The following is a 16,379-nucleotide window of genomic DNA, read 5'->3' as shown; positions in this document are numbered from 1 at the left end:
CCCCCGCCGCCGTTGCGGCGGGGGCGGGGTCTCGGCTCAGACGGGGGTGCAGGTGATCGGGTCGGGGGTGACGGGGGCGCCGTTGGCGATGAAGCCGAACGTGGTCGTGGCGCCGGCGGCGAGCCCGCCGTTCCACGCCTCGTTCCTGACCGACACGGTCGAGCCGGTCTGGGTGAGCCTGCCGCCCCAGAGCTGGGTGATCTGGCCGGCCGACGACCAGGCGGCCGTCCAGCCGGTGACGGCCGCTGCGCCGGTGTTCCTGACCGTCACCTCGGCCTGGTACCCGCCGCTCCAGGAGTTGGTGACCTTGAACGTGGCCGCGCAGCCGCCGGTCGGCGCGTCCGCGGTCGTGAACGCCGTGCCGTCGGAGGCCGCCGAGCTGTTGCCCGCCGCGTCCAGGGCCACCACGTGGGCGGCGTAGGCCGTGGCAGGGGTGAGCCCGCTCAGGTCGAAGGAGGTGCCGGTGGCCGTGCCCGCCTTGGTGGACCCCAGGTAGACGTCGTAACCGGTCACTCCCACGTTGTCCGTGGAGGCCGTCCAGCTCAGCTTCGCCGTCGTGCCCGTGATCCCGGAGACCGCGGGTTTGCCCGGCTTGCTGGGCGCTGTCGTGTCCTGCTCCTCCGGACCCGGGGGCTCACCCCAGATCTTGGTGGCGCCGCTGTGGAGGGTGATGTTCTTCGTCAGCACCGGCGTCGCGCCCGGCGTGACCGGGATGCCCTTGTAGGACCAGTCGTTGGACGGGTCCCAGGCGCCCGCGCTGGTGATCCTGAACTGCACCTCCCTGCGGTGCTGCGACTGCCCGGCCGGGGCTATGGCCTGCCCGGAGCAGTCGATGTTCACGTAGTACACGCTCCCGCCGGCCGAGCCGAGCGTGGGGGCCCTGCACTGGGTGTAGGCCGACGACACGCCGATCTGCGAGGCTGTCGTCGAGCCGTCGAGGGTGAAGTAGTAGCGGAACGAGCCGTCCGACAGGACCCGGGCGGGCCAGGCCGACTGGTTGCGGACGATGGCCTTGATCTCGGTGAAGTTCGTGCCGGAGGCGTTCACGCCGGCCTCGACGAAGATCTCCGGGCCGTCCGGGGTCTCGGCGGGCGGGAAGTCCGCCGCGGGCGCTCCCCCGTACTCCTTGTAGAGCCGCGCCAGGGCGCTGGTGAAGCCCGCGTTGTAGTCGGTCGCGACCTCGTTCATGACGTAGTCGTCGCGTTTGTCCGTGTAGACGTCGTCGGGGTCGGGCGGGCCGCCGACGAGCGCGCCGTACAGGGTGTGGCGGCTGTCGACCGGGTTGGTGATCTGGTCGGTCCATGAGCCGTGCGCCGTACGGTGGTGCGGGTTCTTCGGCGGGCCGGCCCCGAACCCGATCACGTACGAGGACTTGCGCGGGTTGTCGCCGAGCGCGTAGTTGATCTGCCGGACCGCGAAGTCGTGGTATCGGGCCTTGCGGTCGGGATCGGTGATCGCGTCGCTGTGCACGAGCGCGACGAACGAGGTGTTGGCCGCGTACCGCAGCGATCCCCACCGGTCCAGCACCGCCTGGCCGCCCGGCGAGTACTTGACCTTGGAGCCGTTGACGCCGACCGTCCACCAGTCGAGCCAGCGGTTGGCGTCGTCCAGGTACTTCTGCTTGCCGGTGAGCTTGTGCAGCAGCACGTACGCGCCGTACGACTTGTCGTCCCACGCGATCGTCCACTTGTACGACTTCGTCGTGGTCTGCGGCTCGTTGCCCAGGTTGTCGTAGCCGGCCTCGGCCTTGGCCAGGTAGGCGGCGTCGTTCGTGGCCCGGTAGAGCCAGATCGCCCCCCAGACCAGCTCGTCGTTGTAGCCGCTCCAGGAGTTGTAGTACCCCTGGGCGTCGCTGATGCAGTCGCTGTACTTCTTCCTGACCGTGTCGGCGAAGGAGTAGAGCTGCCTGGCGTGCGTCACCAGCTTGTCGGCGTACGCCGGATCGGTCGGGCGGAAGACGATCGACGAGGCCGCCATCGCCGCCGCCGTCTCCCCCGCCAGGTCAGAGCCGCCGCAGGAGGCGTCGATCTTGTAGGCGGGCCGGTTCATCTGCATGGCCTCGGCCGGGCCCCACCAGGCGTGGTCGGTGCCGCCGTTGCCGACCTGCCCGTACAGCACGTTCGCCGACGGGTGGGCCTTGACGAAGTAGTCGTTGACGAACCTCAGGTTGTTCAGCAGGTGGGTGAGCTGGCCGGAGCCCGCGTAGGCGTCGCGGTACTCCACGCCGCCCCAGGCCAGCATCGTGGCCGAGAAGGCCATCGGGAAGCCGAACTTGACGTGGTCGCCCGCGTCGTACCAGCCTCCGGTCAGGTCCAGTCCGGCGTCCTTGCCGTCGTTCATGCCCGAGTCGCCGCGCCAGGAGACGCGGTTCCAGGCGGGCAGGTCGCCCGACTGCTGGGCCTCGTAGAACCACAGCGACTTCTGCAGCGCCTCGCCGTAGGCGAAGGCGGGCGCGGCCGCGTGGGCCGCCGGCCCCACCCCTGCGAGCAGGGGCAGGACCAGCGACGCCGCGGCGATCATCGCCGCTTTTCTCACGGGAAGAGCCGCCCGTACTCGGCCAGGGCCACGGCCACGTCCACCTGCGCCCAGAACCGGTGGTAGTTGAAGGTGGGCGCGGGGCCCGTGCCCTGCAGGTACGCGTTCACCTCGGGCCAGTCGGGGTCGTTCTTGTAGAAGGACCTGATCGACATGAACGTCGAGCTGGAGTTGATCGTGTCGCCGTTCGGCATCTTGCCGGTCCAACCCGGGGGCACGTAGACCGGGTCGTTCAGCCGCTTGTAGTCGGTCTTGGTCTCCGACACCGACACGCCCTTGGCGTCCCGGTTCTTCCACACGCCGTCCAGCAGCGCCTTGGCCATGGTCCTGGCCGCGGTGTCGTTCGCCTTGGCCGCGTAGTACATCAGGGCCTTGGCGTACGAGCCGGCCACGCCGACGTCGTTGGTGTAGTCGGCGACCGTCACGTGCAGGCCGGGGTTGGCCGGCGGCATGCCGCTGACCGCGCTGAAGTCGCCGACGGGCTGGCCGGTCCACTTCAGCGTCGACGGCATCTGGTACGTGCCGTCCGCGTTGATCTTGGTGTTGGCCATCGCCCAGGAGACCCACTTGTCCAGCAGCGCCTTGGCGTCGGCGTTGCCCGAGGCGTAGTAGAGCTCGGCCACCCGCTCCATGGTCCACGCCTGGAACCCGAACCACTGGTTCGACGGCGGGTCGTGGTAGACGGGCTGCCAGTCGTAGGTCATGCCGTGGAACTTGGGCAGGCCGGTCGGCGGGGTGGCGTAGTGGCCCTCCCAGCTGTTGGTCGCGCCGCCCGCGATGGCGCCCTCGGCCGACTGGAGCCAGGTGTAGAACTGGAGCTGGCGGGTCAGGCTGGTGCTCCAGTCGGCCGCGCCGGTGCCGCTCTTGGGCTTCAGCTCGGCCACGTTCGCCAGCGCCCAGGCCGCGAGCGGGTTCTGGTAGCCGGAGTGGTTGTGGCTGGAGCCGATGCGCCAGGCCCAGCCCGCGCTGGTGTCACTCGCGCCACCCCAGGCGTAGTACCACGACAGCAGGTAGTTGGAGGCGTCCTTGCCGGTGCCCGCGGCACACGAGGTGCTGGTGCAGCCGGGCTTCTTGAAGTACTTGTCGTACATCGAGTACCGCAGGTAGTCGCCCATCTTGGCGGCCTTGGCGACCGACGCGGAGATCTGCGACTCCTTGCCCTGCTGCTTGGCCCACGTCTGCGCCCAGTACGCGGCCTGGACGGCCCGCGCGTCGGCGTCGGGGGCGTTGGTGTACTTCCACTGCTTGGCGTAGTTGCTGTCCTTGGTGAACAGGTCGAGGTAGCCGTTGGGGCCACCGAACTTGAACGTGTCGCAGGACGGCTGCGGGATGGTCTCGAAGACCGACTCCTCCGGGCCGCGCTGGTAGGTGTTGATGTAGGTGTTCTTGCTCGTGCCGTCGCCGCAGTGGCCGAAGCCGTAGGTGTTGTCGACGTCGAGCAGCCAGTGCATGCCGTAGACGTCACTGGTGTTGTACGCGCTCTTCAGCTCGTTGGCCAGCGGGTCCGAGCCCACGGACACCCCGGAGTCGAGCTGCGTCGGGTACTGCTTGATGTCGTTCCACTCACCGGCGTACGTGGCCGGCTTGGAGGGGTTGTAGAAGGAGTTCGTCGGCTGGTCGGCGGTCGAGGGGATGATGTACTTCTCCATCGAGGCCCACGCGTCGTTGAACTTCGCCCAGTCGCCGGTCACCTGCCCGTACGTCGCCTCCAGCCACAGGTAGTAGCTGTAGGCCTCGGACGTCGTCTCGTGCCCCTGATCGGGCGCCTCGACCATGAACGTCTCCACCGAGTGGTACGGCACGCCGTCGGGCGAGAAGTACCCGTTGGCCGGGTCGTGCAGCTCGTTGTACATCTCGACGAAGCGCTTGACGTACTCGTTGTCGCCGCCGAGGTCGTCGTCCGCCTCGCTGGCGGTGACCTTGACCGAGGTGTATCCGGTCGCGCTCACCGTGAACTCGGCGGTGCCGCTGGTGGTGTCGGCGTCGTCCGCCGCCGCCAGGGTGACGTTCTGGACGGTGTTCCAGTTGGCCGGCGTGAAGGTGAGCGAGCCGCCCGAGCCGACGGTCAGGTCGCTGTCACCGCTGGTGCGGGCGGTGGTGACGGTCACGTTCGCGGAGGGCGCCTGCGAGAGCTTCACGCCGAAGCTCGCGGTCCCCTTCTCCGGCACGGAGATCGTGGCCGGGCTCACCACGAGGGCGGGCCCGGTGTTCTGCGAGACGGTGATCCCGACGGGGGCCGAGGTCGTGGTCGCGCCCCCGTTGTCGGTGGCCTTCGCGGTGATCGAGTAGCTGCCCGCGGCCACGTTCTGCCAGGTGTAGCCGTAGGGCGCCGAGGTGTCGGTGCCGAGCAGCGTCGAGCCCTGGTAGAAGTCGACCTTGGAGACCGTGCCGTCGGTGTCGGCGGCGTTCGCGGCGATGGCCACGGTGGCCGGGGCCGTGTACGTCTGGCCGGCGGTGGGCGAGGTCAGCGCGACCGTGGGCGGGGTGTTGGCGCCACCGCAGGTCACGCCGTTCACGGTGAACGAGGTCGGGTTCGGGTTGCTGCCCGTCCAGGTGCCGTTGAAGCCGAGCGTCGTCGAGGCGCCGGTGGCCAGGCTGCCGTTCCACGGCATGTTGGTCGCGGTGACGTGGGTGCCGGACTGCGTCCAGTTGGCACTCCAGCCGGTGGGCGTGTACTTCTGGCCCGCGGTCGGGAAGTCGAAGCCGAGCGTCCACGAGGTGATCGGGTCGCCGGTGTTCTTCAGGGTCAGATTGGCGGTGAACCCGCCCTGACCTGGGCCGCTCGTCCACTGGTTGGCGGTGTACGTCACGTCGCAGGCGACGGCGGCGTGCGCGGGAAGCGCCGCGAGGGTCGTGGTCGTGCCCGCCGCGAGGACGACCGCCGTGGCCACGGCGAGCCGCCTCGACAATCGGGAGAGACGGGAAGGAGGTCTGTGGTTCACGGGATCTCCATGGGAGTAGGGGGTATGGGAGCGCTCCCAAGGGGGATTGTGGGTGCCCCGCGGCGTATGTCAACGGATCGGCCGTCCGGCGGCCCCCGCGTTTCCTCTCACCAGGCTGCCGATGATGAAAGTTTCATCCACCTTCGGGGGCATTCGGCGAGCATGTGGCCCGGGGACGGCCCGCGCGGAGCCGCGCTCATTTACAGGGCTGTGAGGGCGTCTCACTATGGGAGCGCTCCCAGCCAACTGAGTTTCTGGAGATGATCGCTAGTGAGACTCCACAGCGGCCCGCGCCGATGGGCCGTGACCATGACCGCCGCGAGCGTCGCGGCCCTCGGCCTCGTCGCCGGTCAGACCACGGCCGCCAACGCCGCGGTGAACTGCGACGTGACCTACTCCGCCAACTCGTGGACGAGCAGCCCCGGTCAGGGCGGTTTCACCGCGAACATCACGTTGAAGAACACCGGCGACCCGATCACGTCGTGGACGCTCGGCTTCGACTTCCCCAGCACCGGTCAGAAGTACACCCCGACCGGCTGGAGCGCCAACTGGACGCAGTCGGGCACCCGCGTCACCGCGACGAACATGCCCTACAACGGCAGCCTGGCCACCGGCGCCTCCACCACCATGGGCTTCAACGGCACCTGGACGGGCGGCAACAACCCTCCCACCTCGTTCACCGTGAACGGCGTGACCTGCGGCGGCGTCACCCCCACCACCCCTTCGGTGGTCACCTCCGCCAGCTCGGTCGCGGTCAACGAGGGCGGCACCGCCACCTTCACCGCCAAGCTGTCCTCCGCCCCCTCCTCGAACGTCACCGTCACCACCCAGCGGACCAGCGGTGACACCGACCTGACCGTCAGCGCGGGCGGCTCGCTCACCTTCACTCCGGCCAACTGGAACACCGCCCAGACGGTCACCCTGGCCGCCGCCCAGGACGCCGACACCACCGCGGGCACGGCGGCCTTCTCCGTCGGCGGCACCGGCGTCACCTCGGCCACCGTCAACGCGACCGAGGTGGACGACGACGCGGTCGTGGAGCAGGCGCTGCTCGTGACGCCCACGTCGGTGACCGTGCCCGAGGGCGGGACGGCGACGTACACGGTCAAGCTGGCCGCGCAGCCGTCCGCGAACGTGACCGTCACCTCGACGGCGGGCAGCGGCGACGCCGACCTGACCGTCTCCGGCGGTGGCAGCCTCACCTTCACGCCGGCCAACTGGAACACCGCCCAGACGGTGACCCTGGCCGCCGCGCAGGACTCCGACACGGCCAACGGCACCCGTCCCTTCACCGTCGCCTCCACCGGCCTGACCTCCAAGACGGTCACCGCCACCGAGGCCGACGACGACGGCCAGCCGCCCACCGGCCACGTCGAGAACCCGTACGCCGGCGCCACCGGCTACGTGAACCCGCAGTGGAAGGCCAAGGCCGCGGCCGAGCCCGGCGGCGCCGCCGTCGCCAACACCTCCACAGCCGTGTGGATTGACCGCATCGCGGCCATCGCCGGCTCCTCCTCGGCCATGGGCCTCCAGGCCCACCTGGACGAGGCCGTGGCCCAGGACGCCCTCAACGGCTCGGCCCCGCTGGCCGTGCAGTTCGTCGTCTACGACCTGCCCAACCGCGACTGCTCGGCCCTGGCCTCCAACGGCGAGCTGCTGATCGCCGAGAACGGCTTCAACCGCTACAAGGCCGAGTACATCGACGTGATCGCGAACATCCTGCGCGACCCCAAGTACGCCAACCTGCGCATCGTCACGATCATCGAGCCCGACTCGCTGCCCAACCTGATCACCAACATCAACAACTTCCCGAAGTGCGCCGAGGCCAACCAGGCCGGCGGCTACGTGGACGGCGTCCGGTACGCGCTCAACAAGCTGCACGCGATCACCAACGTCTACACCTACGTGGACGCCGCCCACCACGCCTGGCTCGGCTGGGACTCGAACTTCGGCCCCGCCGTGAACCTCTTCTACACCATGGCCGCGGGCACCACGGCCGGCGTGGACAGCGTGGACGGCTTCATCGTCAACACCGCCAACTACTCCGCCACCAAGGAGCCCTACTACACGATCAACACCCTGGTGAACGGCCAGTCCGTCCGCCAGTCCAAGTGGGTCGACTGGAACTACTACGTGGACGAGTCCACCTTCGCCACGGCGCTGCGCACCGCGCTGGTCAGCAAGGGCTTCAAGTCCGGGCTCGGCATGCTGGTCGACACCTCGCGCAACGGCTGGGGCGGCGCCGCCCGTCCGGGCGGCGCCAGCAGCTCGACGGACGTGAACACGTTCGTCAACCAGTCGCGCGTCGACCGCCGCATCCACGCCGGCAACTGGTGCAACCAGAGCGGCGCGGGTCTCGGCGCCCGTCCGACGGCCAGCCCCGAGGCCGGCTTCGACGCCTACGTCTGGATCAAGCCTCCGGGCGAGTCCGACGGCGCCAGCACCGACATCCCGAACGACGAGGGCAAGAAGTTCGACCGGATGTGCGACCCGACCTACACCGGCAACAACCTCAACGGCAACAACATGTCGGGCGCCCTCGCCGGCGCCCCGCTGTCGGGCCAGTGGTTCTCCGCCCAGTTCCAGGAGCTGGTCAGGAACGCCTACCCGCCCGTCAGCTAGATCACTGAGCCGGCCGGGGGCTCCGGGGCCCCCGGCCTCCGGGCGAGGGGCCCGCCTGACCCGGGCCCCTCGCCCGGGGAAGGGGCCCGGGCCGGAGCCCGGGCCCCTTCCCCGACGGCTCGCGCGCCGCTCAGCGGCTCGCGCGCCACTCCGACACGACGCGCTCGACGTCGAAGGGCATCAGGTTGAGCGGCGGCCCCGGCAGGCCCTTCCTGATCGCCTCGCGGATCTTCTCGTTGACCTCTTCGAGCAGCCGCCGCACCTCGGTCTCGGACCTGGCCCCGCGGGCCTGCCGCAGCACCTCCTCGGCCTCCTTGCGCAGCGCCAGCGTCGGGGGCAGTGGCATGGACAGCCCCTCGCTCTCCAGCTTCTGCTTGATCCACCACATCTCGTCGTGCGGCCGGTCGAGGCCGGGCAGCGGCTTGCCCGCGCCGGGCAGGTCGTCGAACTCCCCGCGTTCGGCAGCCTCGCGGATCTGCCTGTCGATCCAGCTCTCGAACGGCATGCCCAGCGGCTTGCGGTCGGTCACGGACACGGCTCCTCTCACGCCAGGTTGTGGCTCGGCGCGACCGGCCCGCGCCAGCCGAGCACGGCCTCGGTCATGCGCACGGACGCGACCGTCGCGGCCACGTCGTGCACCCGCAGGATCCGGGCGCCCTTGAGGATGGAGACGACGTTCGCGGCGATCGTCCCCTCCTTGCGCTCTCCCTGCGGGCGGTCGATGGTCTCGCCGATGAAGTCCTTGTTCGACAGCGCGACCAGGGTGGGGTAGCCGATCGCGGTGATCTCCTCCAGCCGCCGCGTCAGCTCCAGGGAGTGGAAGGTGTTCTTGTTCAGGTCGTGGCCCGGGTCGATGATGATCCGGTCGGGGGCGATGCCGGCCTTGAGCGCGAAGGCGACCCGTTCGCGCAGGAAGCCGGCGACCTCGCCGACGACGTCGTCGTAGCTCGGGCGGAAGACCCGCCTGCCGGGGCCGCCGAGGCTGTGGGTGACCACCACGCTGGCGCCGGTCGCGGCCGCGACCTCGGCCAGGCCGGGCTCGCGCAGGCCGTTGGTGTCGTTGATGACGTCGGCGCCGGCCTCGACGGCCGCCCTGGCGACGTCGGGGCGGTGGGTGTCGACCGAGATGACGGCGTCGGTCGCGGCCCTGACCTCGGCGATCACCGGGACCACCCGCTCGATCTCCTCCTCGACGCCGATCGCGGCCTGGGCCGCGCTGAAGGCGAACCCGCCGATGTCCACCCAGTCGGCCCCCTCCTCGACGGCCCGCACGCAGGCCGCGACCGCGCGGTCGAGCTCGTACGTGCGCCCCTGGTCGTGGAAGGAGTTGGGGGTCCGGTTGACGATGGCCATGATGGCGACCTGGCGTTCGAAATCGAACTCCCGCCGCCCGATGCGGCGGACCGGGGAGATGATCTCGGGGGGATTGTTTCCGCCGCTCACGTAGTGGCCCCTTCCGTCTCCTGCCGAGCCTACCTGGGGGCGCGGCGGGGCGGTCGGGCGCGCCTGCGCTCAGCCCTGGAAGTGCCCGGACGGCCCACCGCCCCCGGTGACCCGGATCCGCTTCATGGTGCGCGGGAAGGCGGGCGCGTGCGGCAGGCGCATGGTGAGCCGGACCGTGGTGCCGTCCGGGCCGGTACGGAAGTCGGCGACGTCGCACAACCGCCGGATCAGGTAGAGCCCGCGGCCGGTGTGGGAGAGGGTGGACGGCCGGACGGCCCCGTCGAGGTACGTCCCAGGGATGCCCGCCCCCTGGTCCGCCGTCTCCGAGCGGATGACTCCGTCGACCGTCCACAACGTCAGCTGCCCGCGTCCGCCCGCGTGCTCCACGGCGTTGACCACGCTCTCGTGCACGGCGAGGACGAAGTCGTCGAGCCGCCCGTCGCGCAGCCCGCAGTTCTCGGCCTGCTCGGCGACCGTGCGGCGCAGCTCGGTGACGTCGTGGAGGGTGAAGAGCTGGGTCAGGAGAAGGGCCATGGCGCTCCCTCGTGTCGTCACGACACGCAGGCCACGCCTCTGGACCTTGCGTAGAGGCCCGTCCCCTTCCCCGGACCGGGGACGTTACACCCCCGGATCAGGCACGGCCGCCGGCGCCGGTGGCCAGTTCCTTGGCCCGGCCCACCGGGCCGCGGTCGGGCGCGAGCGGCGGGGTCTCCATGCCGGCGCCGTCGTGCAGGCCGTCGAGGAGCTCGCGCATGGCGTCCCAGGAGGAGTGCCGCGGCCGCCAGCCCAGGACGTCCCTGGCCCTGTCGGTCTTCATGACGGGGATGCGCAGGGCCAGTTCGAGCAGGCCGGGCGAGGCGGGCACCAGCCGCAGGTGCCAGCCGGCCGACATCAGCGTCCTGGCCAGCCAGGGCGTGACCGGTATCGTCCGGGTGCCGAGGAGCTTGGCCAGGTCGGCGGGGTCGAGCACGGGCTCGGCGGCCAGGTTGAAGGCCCCCGACACCGTCCTGGTCACGGCCAGCCGGTACGCCTCGGCGGCGTCGTCGGCGTGCAGCACCTGGAGCCGCAGTCCGGGCACGTCGGGCACGAACGGGATGCGGCCCGGCTGGAACAGCCGGCGCGGCAGGAACGGCCCGGCGAACAGGCGGCGCTGCTCGGTGGCCGCCGCCCGCTGGAAGATGAACCCCGGCCGCATCCGCACGACGCGGATCGCCGGGTGGTCGTGCTCGAAGACGTCGAGCACCCGCTCGACGTATGCCTTCTCCCTGCCGTACGCGGCGCCCGGCCAGCCGTGCGTGGGCCAGCTCTCGTCCACCGGCCGGTCCTTGGGGCCCGGCGAGTACGCGCCGACCGAGGACGCGTGGACCAGCGCGGGCACCCCGGCCTCGGCCACCGCGCGGAACACCCGCATGCTGCCCAGCACGTTCGCCCGCCAGGTCACGGCCGGGTCCCTGGTGGGCTGGAACAGCCACGCGAGGTGCACGACGGCGTCGGCGCCCTCGAAGATGCGCGAGAGGTCGCCGGTGGCGACGTCGGCCTGCCGCCACTCGGTGCGGTCGATGCGCCATCCCGGCAGGCGGCGGGCCACGCCCACGATCGACGTCACGCTGTCATCCGCGGCGAGCGCGCGTACGACGCTCGTGCCGACATTGCCGGTAGCCCCGACCACCACGACTCTCATGCCCGCACCGCTGCCCGCGCTCCGGACGGCGAAACCCCTGGTCAGGGCTGTAGCAGGATCTTTATCGCGCCGTTCGCCTTCTTCTGGAACATCTCGTACGCCTGGGGCGCCTCCTCCAGCCGCATGCGGTGGGTGGTGAGGTCCATGACGCCGAGCGGGTCGGAGTCGTCGGTGACCAGCGGCATGATCCGGTTGATCCACCGCCGCACGTGGGCCTGGCCCATGCGCAGCGTGACGCCCTTGTCGAACATGCGCAGCATCGGCATCGGGTCGGTCATGCCGCCGTAGACGCCGATGACGGAGATGACGCCGCCGCGGCGGACCGAGTCGATGGCCTGGTTGAGCGCGGCGAGCCGGTCGACGCCCGCGTGGGACATCAGCGGCGCGGCCACCGCGTCGGGCAGCAGCCCGGTGAGCGTCTGTGCGATCTTGGCGGCCGGTGAGCCGTGGGCCTCCATGCCGACGGCGTCGATCACCGAGTCGGTGCCGCGTCCCGAGGTGAGCTCGCGGATCGCGCCGGGCACGTCGGAGGTCTCGCTCCCGTCCACGACCTCGATGCCGTGGCGGCGGGCCATCTCCAGGCGTTCGGTGACGCCGTCCACGCCGATCACGCGGTGGCCGAGGTGGCGGGCGATGCGGGCGCACATCTGGCCGATGGGCCCGAGGCCGAAGACGGCGACGCTGCCGCCGTCCGGGATGTGCGCGAAGTCGACGGCCTGCCAGGCGGTCGGCAGCACGTCGGACAGGAACAGGAAGCGCTCGTCCGGCGGGCCCTCGGGCACCTTGATCGGGCCGAACTGGGCCTCGGGCACGCGCAGGTACTCGGCCTGGCCGCCGGGCACCTGGCCGTACAGCCTGGTGTAGCCGAACAGCGCGGCTCCCATGCCCTGCTCCTTGACCTGCGTGGTCTCGCACTGCGCGTACAGCTCCAGGCCGCACATGTGGCAGTGGCCGCAGGAGATGTTGAACGGGATGACGACGCGGTCGCCGGGCCTGATGTCGGTGACGGCGGCTCCGACGGCCTCGACGACGCCCATGGGCTCGTGGCCCAGGATGTCGCCCTCGGCCATGAACGGGCCGAGCACCTCGTACAGGTGGAGGTCCGAGCCGCAGATGCCCGAGCTGGTCACCCGGATCACCGCGTCGTTGGGCTCCTTGATGGCCGGGTCGGGGACCTCCTCGACCCATACGTCGCGCTTGCCGTGCCAGGTGACGGCCTTCATGACGCCTCCAGATGGGATTCGGACGGCACAAATGCCGCATACCCCCACATAGAGCTCCAAACGATTCTCCCCATAACACCGTGATAGGGGTCTTTTGGGACGACCACTCCTCGTATTCGGACACGTACCGTGCAGACACCCCCCTGTACGCGAGGAGACATGCACATGCTCCCCAGGAAGACCGTGACGGCGGGCATCGCGATCGCCGTCACCATGATCAGCGTCCCGGCCCTGGCCTTCGCGGCCAAGGGCGCCACCGCCCAGGACGACACCCCCTACTCCATCGCCCAGGCCAACGCCCAGGCCGTCGCCGATCCCCCGCAGGGCCTGGTCGACGCCGTGAGCCGGGACCTCGGCATCACCGGCCCGCAGGCCGAGACCCGCCTGGTCAACGAGGCGGCGGCGGCCGCTCTCGAACCCGCGCTGCGCGCCAGGTTAGGCGTCTCCTACGCCGGCTCCTGGGTGACCGGCCCCACCTCCACCCCGGTCACCGCCACCACCGACCGCTCGCAGGTGGCCGCCATCGCCGAGGCCGGCGTGCAGGCCCGCGTGGTCGCCCGCTCGCTGAGCAGCCTCGACCAGGCCAAGGCCGCCCTCGACGCCGCGTCGGCCAAGGCCCCGAAGAGCGCCCCCGTCTGGTACGTGGACGTCGTCGACAACACCGTCGTCGTCCTCAGCTCCAACCCCGCCAAGGCCGCCGCCTGGGTGAAGGCCAGCGGCGCGGGCACCTCCGCCGTCCAGGTCGTCCGCTCGGCCGAGAAGCCCACGCTCTTCTACGACGTGCGCGGCGGCGACGCCTACTACATCGGCTCCGGGACGCGCTGCTCCGTCGGCTTCTCGGTGACCAAGGCCGGCTCGCAGGGCGGCTTCGTCAGCGCCGGCCACTGCGGCACCGCCGGGTCCAGCACGTCCGGCTCCAACCGGGTCGCCATGGGCACGTTCCGCGGCTCGTCCTTCCCGGGCAACGACTACTCCTGGGTCGAGGTCAACTCCCAGTGGACCCCGACCGGCGTGGTGTACGGCTACAGCGCCGGCATCCTGCCCGTACGCGGCTCGACCGTGGCCCAGGTGGGCTCGGCCGTCTGCCGCGCCGGATCGACCACCGGCTACCACTGCGGCTCGGTCCAGCAGCTCAACGCCAGCGTCACCTACCAGGAGGGCACCGTCTCCGGCGTGACGCGGACCAACGTCTGCGCCGAGCCCGGCGACTCCGGCGGCTCGTTCATCTCCGGCGACCAGGCCCAGGGCGTGACCTCGGGCGGCTCGGGCAACTGCAGCTCGGGCGGCACGACGTACTTCCAGCCGGTCAACGAGATCCTGTCCACCTACGGCCTGACCCTCGCCACCCAGGGCGGCGGCCCCGGCCCGACCAGCACGCCGACCGTCACGACCACCGTCCCGGGCGGCACGTGGGCCGCGGGCACGACGTACACGGCCGGCGCGACGGTGACGTACGGCGGCTCGACGTACCGCTGCCTCCAGGGTCACACCGCTCAGCCGGGCTGGGAGCCGCCGAACGTGCCGGCTCTCTGGCAGCGCGCCTGACCCCCTAGACGTCCAGGCGGAGATACCCCCTCACGACCTGGACCGCGCGGCCGGGCGATGTCCCACTCCTCCGTCAGGGACATCGCCCGGCCAATGCGCCCTGTGCCTCAGGACGCGTCTTCGGCCAGCCGCAGAGCCTCCTCGACCAGCGTCTCCACGATCCGCGACTCGGGGACGGTCCTGACCACCTCGCCCCTGACGAAGATCTGCCCCTTGCCGTTGCCCGAGGCCACGCCGAGGTCCGCCTCCCTGGCCTCGCCGGGCCCGTTGACCACGCAGCCCATCACCGCCACCCGCAGCGGGTGGGGGAACCCGTCGAGGGCCGCGGTCACCCGTTCGGCCAGCCCGTACACGTCGACCTGGGCCCGCCCGCAGGACGGGCAGGAGACGATCTCCAGCCTCCGCCGCCGCAACCCCAGCGACTCCAGGATCCCGATCCCGACCTTCGCGGCCGGCGTGGCCCTGCCGTGCTTGGCCAACAGCCGGGGGTCGAGCGAGCCGGCGTTGACCCCGATGCGGATGGACACCCCCACGTCGGACGCGGCCCGCGCGATCTCGCCCACCTTGTCATCAAATTTCTTGATGTTGCCGGGATTGACCCGGACGGCCGCGCACCCCGCCTCGATGGCGGCGAAGACGTAACGCGGCTGGAAGTGGATGTCGGCGACGACCGGGATCTGCGACTTCCGCGCCAGGGCCGGCAGCGCGTCGGCGTCGTCCTGGGTCGGCACGGCGACGCGGACGATCTGGCAGCCCGCCGCCGTCAGCTCGGCGATCTGCTGCAACGTGGCGTCGACGTCGGCCGTCACCGTCGTCGTCATCGACTGCACCGAGACGGGCGCGTCGCCCCCCACCGGCACGGACCCCACCATGACCTGCCTGGACGCCCTGCGCGCCCGATGTCGCACCGGCAGTCCGAGATCTACAGCGGCCACCTGCCCAACTCCCTTCCGACGGTGTGCGCGATGCCCTGGCCGGTGAGCCCGGCCTCGGCGAGCAACCCGGCCCGGCTCCCGTGCGCGACGAACTCGCGGTGCAGGGTGATCGTGAGCTCGACGACGCCGAGGTTGGAGCCCAGGTGCCCGCCACGGGCGCTCACCTTGTCGACCAGGAACTCGCGGATCTCACGGGCCAGGCCGGGCAGCAGCTCGGCGGGCAGGGCCCGCAGGTCTTGGGGAGTGGAAACGTACGGCAACAGGGTCGTCATGACATCCCCTGACGGTGTTGCAGGTGAGCCAAAAGAATAGTTGAAAGGCCCAAGACACTTTACACGCTCTGTGTTCAAGTAGTAACTATTGGTAGTGCGCGTCCCGACCCAGAAGGAGCCGAGCGGATGCCGGTGAGCTTCACGCAGCATTACCTCGGATCGCGGATCGAGCGACGCCTCGCCGACTTCCTTGAGACGTGGCGTGCGCCCGTCTCCGATCCCGACGTGCAGACGGCCTACCGTCTGCTGACCGAGTTCATCCTCGGCGGCGGCAAACGCATCCGCCCCCTGCTGTGCTACTGGGGCTGGCGGGGCGCGGGCGGCGCCGACTGCGACGAGATCGTCAGCGCCGCGGCGGCCCTGGAGCTGTGCCACGCCGGGCTGCTCATCCACGACGACATCATGGACGGCAGCGAGCTGCGCCGGGGCCGGGCGACCATCCACAGGAACCTCGCCGACCTCCACGACGGCCCGTCGGCGCAGGCGTTCGGGCACGCGGGCGGCATCCTGCTCGGCACGCTCAGCCTGGCCTGGTCCGACACCCTGCTGTCGTCGTGCGGCGTCGAGCCCGTACGCCTGCGCGCCGCACACCACCTCTTCGACGCCATGCGCACCGAGGTCATCAGCGGCCAGTACCTCGACATCCTCGCCCAGCTCCGCGCCGGCGCGAGCGTGACGGAGGCGCTCACGGTGATCCGCTACAAGACGGCCAAGTACACCGTCGAGCGGCCGTTGCAGATCGGCGGCGCCCTGGCCGGCGCCCCACCCGAGCTGCTCGACGCCTTCTCCCGGTTCGGCGTGCCGCTCGGCGAGGCGTTCCAGCTCCGCGACGACGTGCTGGGCACGTTCGGCTCCGCGGCCGAGACCGGCAAGTCCGCGCTCGACGACCTGCGCGAGGGCAAGCACACGGTGATGATCGCGCACGCCGTGGCGCACGCCTCGCCCGCGCAGCTCGGCTACCTGCGCGCCTGGCACGGCAACCCGGCCCTCACCGAGGAGCAGGCCGCCGGGCTGCGCACCATCCTCATCGACACGGGCGCGCTCGACCAGGTCGAGTCGATGATCGACGAACGCGTGGGCGAGGCCACGGCCGCCCTGGCACGGGCGCCGATCGGGCCCGAGGCCGGCAGCGCGCTGTCCGTCCTGGCCGACCAGCTCGCGCACCGTACCAAGTAGGGGGC

General features: G+C 70.9%; 11 protein-coding genes and 1 pseudogene. 3 read left to right on the top strand and 9 right to left on the bottom strand.

Annotated elements, in window-relative coordinates:
- Positions 1-36 precede the first annotated feature (36 nt).
- Both ACIHAD_RS36580 and ACIHAD_RS36575 read right to left on the bottom strand, forming a co-directional pair.
- Positions 37-2,520 (bottom strand): glycoside hydrolase family 9 protein, encoded by a 2,484-nt coding sequence (locus tag ACIHAD_RS36580; RefSeq protein ID WP_397359294.1) that lies wholly within the window; start codon positions 2,518-2,520, stop codon positions 37-39.
- An 11-nt stretch (positions 2,521-2,531) separates the two neighbouring features.
- Positions 2,532-5,426, bottom strand: a complete 2,895-nt coding sequence (locus ACIHAD_RS36575) for a glycoside hydrolase family 48 protein (protein WP_397359293.1) — start codon at positions 5,424-5,426, stop codon at positions 2,532-2,534.
- Positions 5,427-5,747: 321 nt separating this feature from the next.
- Here ACIHAD_RS36575 and ACIHAD_RS36570 point away from each other — a divergent pair, with 321 nt between their 5' ends.
- Positions 5,748-8,099 carry a glycoside hydrolase family 6 protein gene (locus ACIHAD_RS36570; RefSeq protein ID WP_397359292.1) on the top strand — a complete coding sequence of 784 codons (2,352 nt, stop codon included), beginning with the start codon at positions 5,748-5,750 and terminating at the stop codon, positions 8,097-8,099.
- A gap of 130 nt (positions 8,100-8,229) precedes the next feature.
- On the opposite strand, the gene ACIHAD_RS36565 is transcribed toward ACIHAD_RS36570, so the two are convergent.
- From ACIHAD_RS36565 to ACIHAD_RS36545, 5 genes are all read right to left on the bottom strand, one after another.
- Entirely contained in the window at positions 8,230-8,628 is a 399-nt protein-coding gene (locus tag ACIHAD_RS36565; RefSeq protein ID WP_397359291.1) for a DUF1992 domain-containing protein, read from the bottom strand.
- Between the two features lie 14 nt (positions 8,629-8,642).
- On the bottom strand, positions 8,643-9,542 hold the full coding sequence (gene folP, locus ACIHAD_RS36560; RefSeq protein ID WP_397359290.1) for a dihydropteroate synthase: 900 nt from the start codon (positions 9,540-9,542) through the stop codon (positions 8,643-8,645).
- Positions 9,543-9,611: 69 nt separating this feature from the next.
- Entirely contained in the window at positions 9,612-10,076 is a 465-nt protein-coding gene (locus ACIHAD_RS36555; protein WP_397359289.1) for an ATP-binding protein, read from the bottom strand.
- Positions 10,077-10,173: 97 nt separating this feature from the next.
- Positions 10,174-11,223, bottom strand: a complete 1,050-nt coding sequence (locus ACIHAD_RS36550; protein ID WP_397359288.1) for an NAD-dependent epimerase/dehydratase family protein — start codon at positions 11,221-11,223, stop codon at positions 10,174-10,176.
- Between the two features lie 41 nt (positions 11,224-11,264).
- A complete protein-coding gene (locus ACIHAD_RS36545) occupies positions 11,265-12,446 on the bottom strand; it encodes a zinc-dependent alcohol dehydrogenase (RefSeq protein ID WP_397359287.1) in 1,182 nt (393 codons plus the stop codon).
- Between the two features lie 165 nt (positions 12,447-12,611).
- Between ACIHAD_RS36545 and ACIHAD_RS36540 the strand changes: the two genes are divergently transcribed.
- Positions 12,612-13,991, top strand: coding sequence for a carbohydrate-binding protein (locus ACIHAD_RS36540; protein ID WP_397359286.1), 1,380 nt, complete (start codon positions 12,612-12,614; stop codon positions 13,989-13,991).
- Positions 13,992-14,098: 107 nt separating this feature from the next.
- On the opposite strand, the gene ACIHAD_RS36535 is transcribed toward ACIHAD_RS36540, so the two are convergent.
- Together ACIHAD_RS36535 and ACIHAD_RS36530 are read right to left on the bottom strand one after the other, a co-directional pair.
- A complete protein-coding gene (locus ACIHAD_RS36535) occupies positions 14,099-14,863 on the bottom strand; it encodes a flavodoxin-dependent (E)-4-hydroxy-3-methylbut-2-enyl-diphosphate synthase (protein ID WP_397359366.1) in 765 nt (254 codons plus the stop codon).
- Between the two features lie 152 nt (positions 14,864-15,015).
- Positions 15,016-15,198 (bottom strand): annotated as a pseudogene (locus ACIHAD_RS36530) (1-deoxy-D-xylulose-5-phosphate synthase N-terminal domain-containing protein); the annotation flags it as partial.
- Positions 15,199-15,330: 132 nt separating this feature from the next.
- Here ACIHAD_RS36530 and ACIHAD_RS36525 point away from each other — a divergent pair.
- Positions 15,331-16,374 (top strand): polyprenyl synthetase family protein, encoded by a 1,044-nt coding sequence (locus tag ACIHAD_RS36525; RefSeq protein WP_397359285.1) that lies wholly within the window; start codon positions 15,331-15,333, stop codon positions 16,372-16,374.
- The last annotated feature ends 5 nt before the right edge of the window (positions 16,375-16,379 follow it).

Source organism: Nonomuraea sp. NPDC052265 (assembly GCF_044547985.1).
Taxonomy (GTDB): Bacteria; Actinomycetota; Actinomycetes; order Streptosporangiales; family Streptosporangiaceae; genus Nonomuraea.
The sequence above is the reverse complement of the archived record's forward strand: the minus strand, read 5'-3'. Positions and strand labels throughout refer to the sequence as shown.

What these genes read in the sequence shown, in the direction of transcription:
- ACIHAD_RS36580 (WP_397359294.1), bottom strand. Translation starts at nt 2,520, where the DNA reads ATGATCGCCGCGGCGTCGCTGGTCCTGCCCCTGCTCGCAGGGGTGGGG.
- ACIHAD_RS36550 (WP_397359288.1), bottom strand. Translation starts at nt 11,223, where the DNA reads ATGAGAGTCGTGGTGGTCGGGGCTACCGGCAATGTCGGCACGAGCGTC.
- ACIHAD_RS36555 (WP_397359289.1), bottom strand. Translation starts at nt 10,076, where the DNA reads ATGGCCCTTCTCCTGACCCAGCTCTTCACCCTCCACGACGTCACCGAG.
- ACIHAD_RS36535 (WP_397359366.1), bottom strand. Translation starts at nt 14,863, where the DNA reads ATGGTGGGGTCCGTGCCGGTGGGGGGCGACGCGCCCGTCTCGGTGCAG.
- ACIHAD_RS36540 (WP_397359286.1), top strand. Translation starts at nt 12,612, where the DNA reads ATGCTCCCCAGGAAGACCGTGACGGCGGGCATCGCGATCGCCGTCACC.
- ACIHAD_RS36545 (WP_397359287.1), bottom strand. Translation starts at nt 12,446, where the DNA reads ATGAAGGCCGTCACCTGGCACGGCAAGCGCGACGTATGGGTCGAGGAG.